The sequence below is a fragment of the Cellulosimicrobium cellulans genome, assembly GCF_042723955.1.
GTDB classification, from domain to species: domain Bacteria; phylum Actinomycetota; class Actinomycetes; order Actinomycetales; family Cellulomonadaceae; genus Cellulosimicrobium; species Cellulosimicrobium cellulans_H.
This window is the reverse complement of record NZ_JBHXIC010000114.1, coordinates 3,688-11,942: the sequence shown is the minus strand read 5'-3', so window position 1 is coordinate 11,942 and position 8,255 is coordinate 3,688. Positions and strand designations below refer to the sequence as shown.

Here is an 8,255-nt window from a genome sequence, read left to right as displayed (position 1 = left end):
CCTGGCGGGGGGCCGGCGCGGTCGCCCGGGCGGGGGCCGGGCGTTCGCCGGCCGCCGTCGTCGCCGCATCCGAGGCCGCGGCGGCCGACGCCCCCTCCGCGTCCGACCTCCCGGTCTTCGAGTACCGCGGCGTGATCACCGACAAGGAGTCGATGACCTACAACCCGACGGACGAGTTCATCTTCCCCAGCGTCTTCCACGCGGGCGCCTACCTCGACGACCCGCTGGGGGAGTGGTACCTCTACTACGCCCCGCACGACTCCCCGGGCGGCATCTCGCTGATGTACGCCGACTCGCTCGAGGGCCCGTGGACCGAGTACGCGCACAACCCGATCGTCGCGAACGAGTGGCTCCCCTTCTACGAGCACGTCTCGCACGTCTCGTCGCCCGACGTCCTGTGGGACGACGCGACCGACGAGGTGCTGCTGTACTTCCACGGCGAGAACTCGACGACGCGGTGGGCGACGTCGTCCGACGGCGTGACGTTCGACGACTCCGGGGTCGCGGTGACGAACGCCGACGGCGGCCAGGGCACCACCGAGACGTCGTACGCGCGCGTCGTCGAGCACCCGGACCCGTCGTCCGGCTACCGGTTCGCCATGACGTACATGCAGAACCGCACGGACAACATCCGGCGCATCAAGGTGGCCGAGTCGGTCGACGGCAAGACCTGGGACGTGCGGCCCGACCCGCTCGTCGTGCCCGACGCCGCGACCGGGACGAACGTGTCCGGCGGCAACCTGTGGGAGTGGGAGGGCCAGCTCTACGTGGTCTACCACGGCTCCACGGGCATCACCTTCGCCCGCACGCTCGACCCGACCATGACCCAGGTCGGCCCCCGGTGGGAGCTGCACAAGGCCTCGGGCGTCGGCGACGACGTCGGCCGTGTGGCCGCGCCCGAGATCGTCACGGACGGTGACGAGACGTACCTCTTCTACGAGTCCGGTGACCGCCTCGGCGCGACGATCGCGTGGGCGCAGCGCGACCCCGACGCCGTGCGGCCGCCCGAGCCCGGTCAGGACCCCGACCCGCTGCGCGAGCAGTGCAGCGGCGCGGCGTCCGACGAGTTCGACGGCGCGATGCTCGACCCGGCGCGGTGGTCCGTCGTCCGGGCGGGGAGCGCCCGGCACGAGCTCGCCGACGGTGTTCTGCGCGTCCCCACGTACCCGACCGGCGTGGCCGGTGCGTCGCTGCCGCTCCAGGTCGTCCCGGACGGGCCGTGGGAGGTCACGACGGCCGTCTCCGTCTCCCCGGCCGAGCGCTTCCAGCAGGGCGGCCTGCTCCTGTACCGCGACGACGCGAACTACGCGAAGCTCGACCTCGTGCACGGCTCGCTCGGCCCGCGCCTCGAGTTCATCTGGCGCCAGAACGGCACCGACCGCAACACGGGCTTCGACTCGGTCGTCCCGCCGTCGGACCTCGGGAGCACGTTCTGGCTGCGCCTCGCGAGCGACGGCAGCGCCGTGCAGGCGTCGGTGTCGGTCGACGGCGTCGAGTTCGCGCCGTGGGGCCGCACCGTGGACGTCGCTGCGCTCGGTGCGACGGGCGTCGGGCCGTTCGCGATGCGCGGGTCGGCGACGCCGCCCGAGATCGTCGCGTCGTTCGACTGGTTCCGCTGGACGCCGACCGCCGAGGAGGTGGCCGCGTGCGGTGACGACGAGCCTGCCGTCGAGGTGCAGACCGCGACCCGCTGCCTCGCGGGCCGCGCGTACGTCGCGGTGACCGCGCGCAACGAGGGGGACGCCGCGGCGACGGTCCGCCTCGTGACGCCGTTCGGTGAGCGCACCGTGGCCGACGTCGCGCCCGGGCGCAGCGCCTACCAGTCCTTCGCGACGCGCTCGACGTCGGTCGCGGGCGGCGAGGCGACGGTCGACGTCGTCGGTCCCGACGGTGCCCAGCACGGCTCGACCTCGGCGACCTACGACGCGCTGACCTGCGGATAGCGCGGCACGCACGGGCCGCGCAGCGGGCCCAGGGACGCACCTCGGAGTGCGCCCCTGGGCCCGTCGTGCATCCCCGGCAGGTCTGACGCGTCCGGCCGATTATGCGGATCACCCGGGGCGGGCCGAGCGGCGGATCCGCGCTGCTCCCGACGTAATAATGCGTATTACGGCGTTGACCCACGGGCCGTGCGCTGGCGAGACTCCTCGCACGTCATCGACGACGTGATCGAGGAGGATCCATGCCGAGGCACCGCATCACCCAGGCCGACGTCGCCGCCATGGCGGGCGTCAGCCAGGCGACGGTCTCGTTCGTGCTGAACGACTCCACGCCCGCGGGGGTGCGGATCAGCGAGGAGACCCGTCAGCGCGTGCTCGACGCGATCCGGATCACGGGCTACTCGGCGAACCCCGTGGCGCAGCGCCTCGCGGGCGGGCACAACCAGATCCTCGGCGTCTTCACCTATGAGGCGACCTTCCCGCGCGCCGGCCGGGACTTCTACGGCCCGTTCCTGGTCGGGATCGAGCACGCGGCCGAGAAGCTGGGCATCGACATCCTGCTGTTCACGAGCGCGCGCGTCGTCGACGGCCGGCGCCGGCTCACCCGGGACGGCTGGCAGCGCCTCGGGATCGCCGACGGCTGCCTGCTGCTCGGCCAGCACGAGGACCGGGGCGAGCTCCAGCACCTGCTCGACACGAACTACCCGTTCGTCTTCATCGGCAAGCGCGGCAGCGACGGCGGGCGCCTGCCCTACGTCGGCGCCGACTACGTCGCGGCGACGGCTCGCCAGGTCGAGCGCCTCGTCGAGCTCGGTCACGAGCGCATCGGCTACGTCGGGCCGCGCGGCACCGACCAGCCGACGCTCGACCGCGTCGACGCCTACCGCGCCACGATGAAGGCGCACGGGCTCACCGTGCGCTTCGTCGAGCTCGACGACGTCCCCGCCACGGCCGCGGAGATCGTCGACCAGCGCCTCACGGCCGTCGTCGTCGCCCCCGAGAACTACCCCGAGGAGCTCGTCGACGAGCTCGAGGGGCGCGGCGTCCGCGTGCCCGACGACGTCTCCTTCCTCCTCCTGGGCCAGCCGCACCACGGGCGCCCGGGCGGGCGCCGGTGGTCCGGGTTCTCGATCCCGCGCGAGGAGATGGGGGCGCGCGCCCTCGTCCTGCTCTCGCGCCTCGTCGCCGAGTCCGGCTCGGGCCGCTCCGACCGCAAGGCCGCGCGCGCCGCCCGCGTCCCCGAGGACGAGCTGCACCAGCTCCTCGAGTGCGTCGACGTCGACGGCGAGACCGTCGCCGCGCCACCGCCGGCGCCGCCCCCGGCAGCCAGACCGTCCCTGCAGACCTCAGAGCACCAGAGCACCAGAGAAACGGAACCAGCGTGACCCATCCAGACCTCCAGGCAGACGTCCTCGTCGTCGGTGCCGGGCTCGGCGGCGTGGCCGCCGCGCTCGCCGCTGCCGAGCGGGGCGCCCGCGTCGTCCTCACCGAGGAGCACCCGTGGATCGGCGGGCAGCTCACGTCCCAGGCGGTGCCGCCCGACGAGAGCGCGTGGGTCGAGCGGTTCGGCGTGACCGCGCGCTACCGCGCGCTGCGCGACGGCATCCGCGACGTCTACCGCCGCTCCTACCCGCTCACCGACGCCGCGCGCACGTGGGACGCCCTCAACCCCGGCGCGGGCTGGGTCTCCAAGCTGTGCCACGAGCCGCGTGTCGCGGTCGGGGTGCTCGAGGAGATGCTCGCCCCTTGGCGGTCCGCGGGCCGTATCCGTCTGCTCGAGCGCGTGCGCCCGACGGCGGCGACCACCGACGGCGACCGCGTCACCTCCGTGACGCTCACCCCGGTCTCTGCCGACGCCACGGGCGCGGCCGTGACGGTCCACGCCGCGTTCGTCGTCGACGCGACCGAGACGGGCGAGCTCCTGCCCCTGACGGGCACCGAGTACGTGACCGGGTTCGAGTCGAACCGCGAGACCGGGGAGCCGAGCGCTCCCGACGAGGCGCAGCCGGACAACGTGCAGGCGCTGAGCGTGTGCTTCGCCGTCGAGCACGTGGACGGCGACCACACCATCGACCGGCCCGACCGCTACGACTTCTGGAGCACCTACACCCCCGGCCCGTGGAACGGGCGGCGCATGCTGTCGTGGGAGGCGCCCAACCCGCGCACGCTCGCGATGGACGTGCGGTCGTTCACGCCGAACCCGGGCGACGACGCGCGCGCCGTGGACGCCGACCAGTCGAAGAACCCGGGCGACGGCAACCTGTGGACGTTCCGGCGCATCGCGGCACGCGACCTGTTCGCGCCCGGCCACTACGCGAGCGACCTGTGCCTCGTGAACTGGCCGAGCATCGACTACTTCCTCGCGCCGGTGCTCGACGTGCCGCGCGACGTCGAGGAGGCGCGCATCGCGGACGCCCGGCAGCTCAGCCTCTCGATGCTCTACTGGATGCAGACCGAGGCGCCCCGCCTCGACGGCGGGACCGGCTTCCCGGGCCTGCGCCTGCGGCCCGACGTCATGGGCTCGGCCGACGGTCTCGCCCAGGCGGCCTACCACCGCGAGTCGCGCCGCCTGCGCGCCGTGACGACGGTGACGGAGAACGACGTCTCGTACGCCGTGCGCGGCGACCGCGGCGCGACGCGCTACGACGACTCGGTCGGCGTCGGCATGTACCGCATCGACCTGCACCCGTCGACGGGCGGCGACACGTACATCGACGTCGCGTCGACCCCGTTCGAGATCCCCCTCGGCGCGCTGCTCCCGCAGCGCGTGACCAACCTGCTCGCGGCCAACAAGAACATCGGCACGACGCACATCACCAACGGCTGCTACCGCCTGCACCCGGTCGAGTGGAACATCGGCGAGGCCGCCGGTCACCTCGCGGCCCACTGCCTCGCGACCGGGCGCACGCCGCACGCCGTCCAGTCCAAGGCCGACCTGCTCGCCGACTACCAGGACGAGCTCGTCCGGGCAGGCGTCGAGCTGCGCTGGCCCGCCGAGGCGCACCCCTACTGACGCGGGCCCGACCCGCACCGACACGGCCACCCTCAGTCCGAAGGAGAACTGATGACCCCCCTGACCCCGCGCCGGAACCCGACCCGGCGCCGCCTCGTGCGCGCACCCCTGGCCGCCGGAGGCGCAGCGCTCGCCCTCGTCCTCACCGCGTGCTCCGGCGGCGGTGACGACGTCGCGGGCGAGCCGAGCACGCCGAGCGAGCCCGTCGAGCTGCGCATGACCGTCTGGACCGCGGACGAGACCCAGCTCGCGCAGTTCCAGGAGATCGCCGACGCGTACGTCGCCGAGAACCCCGACCTCGTCTCGGGCGTGACGTTCGAGACGATCCCGTTCGAGGACTACACGACGTCGCTCACCACGCAGCTCGCGGGCGGGAACGCTCCCGACCTCGCGTGGATCCTCGAGAGCTACGCGCCGGAGTTCGTCGCGAGCGGCGCGCTCGTGGACGTCGCCCCGAAGCTCCAGGAGACCGAGGGGTACGAGTACGACGACCTCCTGGACTCGTCGCTCGCGCTGTGGGAGCAGGACGGCGGGCTCTACGCCTACCCGTTCTCCAACTCGCCGTTCGCGATGTTCGTCAACACCGACCAGGTCGCCGCGGCGGGCCAGCCGAACCCGGCCGACCTCGTCGCGTCGGGCGAGTGGACGTACGACCGGGCCCGCGACATCTCGGCGGCCGCCGCCGCGACGTCCGGCAAGCAGGGCCTCGTCGTGCGTGACTTCGACTACAAGGTGTGGGAGAACCTGTCGACGGTCTGGGACGGCTGGGACGCGGCGCCGTGGAGCGAGGACGGCACGCAGTGCACGTTCACCGACCCCGAGATGGTCGACGCGCTCACGTGGGTCCACGACGCGACGTTCGTGGACAAGGCGATGCCCGGCCCGGGCACGACGGCCGACTTCTTCGCGGGCGACTCCGCCATGACGATCACGCAGATCAGCCGTGCGTCCGCGCTCGACGACTCGTTCGGGTGGGACGTGGTGCCGTTGCCGGCAGGACCGGCGGGCCAGCAGAACGTCATCGGCCAGGCCGGGATCGGCGTCTTCGCCGCGGGCGAGCACCCGGACGTCGCCGCCGACTTCCTCGCGTGGTTCACCAACCCGGAGAACGCCGAGACGCTCGCGGCGTACTTCCCGCCGCCGCGCGAGTCGCTCCTGAACGCGGAGACGCTCGGCGCGGCGAACCCGAAGCTCAGCGAGGACCAGCTCCAGGCGGTCGTCGTCGACGGCATCCAGGGCGCGGTGACCAAGCCGTCGCACCAGAACTTCGCGAAGCTCCAGGACACGGTGCGCGCCGAGCTCGACGCGCTGTGGACCGCGGACGCCGACGTCGAGGGCGTGCTCGCCGACACCTGCGCGGCGATCCAGCCCCTGCTCGAGGACTGAGCGTGGCGTCCTCCGCACTCGCACGACGGGACGCGGCCGTGGGGTACACCATGGTCGCGCCCGCCGTGCTCGGCGCGCTCGCGTTCGTCGTCGCGCCGCTGGTGGTCGTCGTCTGGTACTCGCTGCACGAGTGGAACGTCCTCGCGAACACGTTCACGTTCGCGGGCGCCGACAACTACGAGCGCATGCTCTCCGACCCCGGCCTGCGGGACTCGCTGCTCGCGAGCCTGTGGTTCTCGGTCGGGCTCGTGGTCCTCAACATCTCGCTCGCGCTGGTCCTCGCGGTGCTGCTCAACCAGCGGCTCCCGGGCACCACGACGTTCCGCACGTTCTTCTTCTCGCCGGTCGTCGTGTCGCTCGTCGCGTGGACGATCGTGTGGAGCTTCCTCCTCCAGGCCGACGGCGGGATCAACGGGTTCCTGTCGCTGGTCGGCATCGAGGGCCCGAACTGGCTGCGCGGCGAGACGACGGCCATGATCTCGGTGATCGTCGTCCAGGTGTTCAAGAACGTCGGCCTCAACATGATCCTGTTCCTCGCGGCGCTGCAGGGCGTCCCGGAGGAGGTCCAGGAGGCCGCGCGCATCGACGGGGCCGGCGCGTGGCGGCGCTTCCGGTCGATCACGCTCCCGCTCATCAGCCCGACCGTGCTGCTCGTCTCGATCCTCACGATCGTGGGCTCGCTCGAGGTGTTCGCGCAGATCGCCGTGCTCACGGGCGGCGGGCCGGGCAACTCGACCACGGTGCTCGTCTACTACCTGTACCAGCAGGCGTTCCGCTTCAACGACTTCGGCTACGCGAGCGCGATCTCGGTCCTGCTGTTCGTCATCGTCCTCGTCCTGACACTCGTGCAGTGGCAGACGCGCAAGAGGTGGGTCTTCCATGAAGTCTGACGTGATGCCCGGCCCGGCCACGCTCCCGGGCGCGGACGGAAGCCCCGCCCGGCCCGCGGCGTCGGGCCCGGGCGGCGACGGCCCGGACGGGGCAGCGCACGCGCCCGCGCGCCGCGACCGCGCCGCGCGCTCGCGGCGGCGATGGGGACGCTGGGCGCTCGTGGCGCTGCTCGTCGTGCTCAGCGTGCCCTTCGTGTTCCCCACGTGGTGGATGGCGACGTCGAGCCTCAAGCCGATGAGCGAGATCCTGCGCGCCGTGCCGACGCTGTGGCCGCAGGACCCGTCGTTCGCGGCCTACGGGGACGTGTTCCGGCTGCAGCCGTTCGCGCAGCAGTACTGGAACAGCCTCTACATCGCGGCGCTGGTGACGGTCGGGACGATCCTCGTGTCGTCGATGGCCGGGTACGCGTTCGCGCGCATCCGGTTCCCCGGGGCGAACGCGCTGTTCCTGCTCGTCCTCGTCGGGCTGCTCGTGCCGTCCGAGGTGACGATCGTCCCGCTGTTCCGGATGGTCAACTCGCTCGGGCTCATCGACACGCACTGGCCGCTCGTGGTCATCCCGATCCTCGGGGCGCCGAGCGTGCTCGCGACGTTCATCATGCGCCAGTTCTTCCTGGGCCTCCCGGGCGAGCTCGAGGAGGCGGGGCGCATGGACGGCCTCGGGCGCTGGGGGATCTTCTGGCGGATCGCGTTCCCGCTGTCCCGCTCGGCGATCTCGGCCGTCGCGATCTTCACGTTCCTCAAGTCGTGGAACCTGTACCTCGAGCCGATCGTGTACCTGTCCAGCAAGGACCGGTTCACGCTCCCGCAGGCGCTCACGCAGTACGTCGACGCGTACGGCGGGCCCATGTGGAACGTGCAGCTCGCGGCGACCACCCTCACGGTGCTCCCCGTCCTCGCGGTGTTCCTCGTCGCGCAGAAGCAGTTCGTCCAGGGCCTGGCCCACTCGGGCCTCAAGGGCTGACGGACCACCCACCCGTGAGTGCATGAAATAGTCGCCATCCTGCCCAGGACCGGCGACTATTT

The 8,255-nt window shown here is 72.3% G+C and carries 6 protein-coding genes; all 6 read left to right on the top strand.

From position 1 onward, the window contains the following. Positions 1 to 1,943, top strand: a 1,943-nt coding sequence (locus ACFWH7_RS19430; protein WP_378219046.1) for a beta-xylosidase family glycoside hydrolase, incomplete at its 5' end; no start/stop codon positions are given. Between the two features lie 239 nt (positions 1,944 to 2,182). Continuing rightward, positions 2,183 to 3,325 carry a LacI family DNA-binding transcriptional regulator gene (locus tag ACFWH7_RS19425; RefSeq protein WP_047234390.1) on the top strand — a complete coding sequence of 381 codons (1,143 nt, stop codon included), beginning with the start codon at positions 2,183 to 2,185 and terminating at the stop codon, positions 3,323 to 3,325. After that, positions 3,322 to 4,953, top strand: coding sequence for an FAD-dependent oxidoreductase (locus tag ACFWH7_RS19420; RefSeq protein WP_378219043.1), 1,632 nt, complete (start codon positions 3,322 to 3,324; stop codon positions 4,951 to 4,953). The genes ACFWH7_RS19425 and ACFWH7_RS19420 overlap by 4 nt, the downstream gene beginning before the upstream one ends. Positions 4,954 to 5,004: 51 nt before the next feature. Beyond that, entirely contained in the window at positions 5,005 to 6,339 is a 1,335-nt protein-coding gene (locus tag ACFWH7_RS19415) for an ABC transporter substrate-binding protein (RefSeq protein WP_378219041.1), read from the top strand. A 2-nt stretch (positions 6,340 to 6,341) separates the two neighbouring features. Then, positions 6,342 to 7,229 carry a carbohydrate ABC transporter permease gene (locus tag ACFWH7_RS19410; RefSeq protein ID WP_378219039.1) on the top strand — a complete coding sequence of 296 codons (888 nt, stop codon included), beginning with the start codon at positions 6,342 to 6,344 and terminating at the stop codon, positions 7,227 to 7,229. Continuing rightward, positions 7,219 to 8,193, top strand: coding sequence for a carbohydrate ABC transporter permease (locus tag ACFWH7_RS19405; protein WP_378219037.1), 975 nt, complete (start codon positions 7,219 to 7,221; stop codon positions 8,191 to 8,193). The genes ACFWH7_RS19410 and ACFWH7_RS19405 overlap by 11 nt, the downstream gene beginning before the upstream one ends. Positions 8,194 to 8,255: the final 62 nt, after the last annotated feature.

Excerpts from the sequence above, each read along its gene's own strand:
- ACFWH7_RS19405 (WP_378219037.1), top strand. The coding sequence starts at position 7,219 with ATGAAGTCTGACGTGATGCCCGGCCCGGCCACGCTCCCGGGCGCGGAC.
- ACFWH7_RS19425 (WP_047234390.1), top strand. The coding sequence starts at position 2,183 with ATGCCGAGGCACCGCATCACCCAGGCCGACGTCGCCGCCATGGCGGGC.
- ACFWH7_RS19415 (WP_378219041.1), top strand. The coding sequence starts at position 5,005 with ATGACCCCCCTGACCCCGCGCCGGAACCCGACCCGGCGCCGCCTCGTG.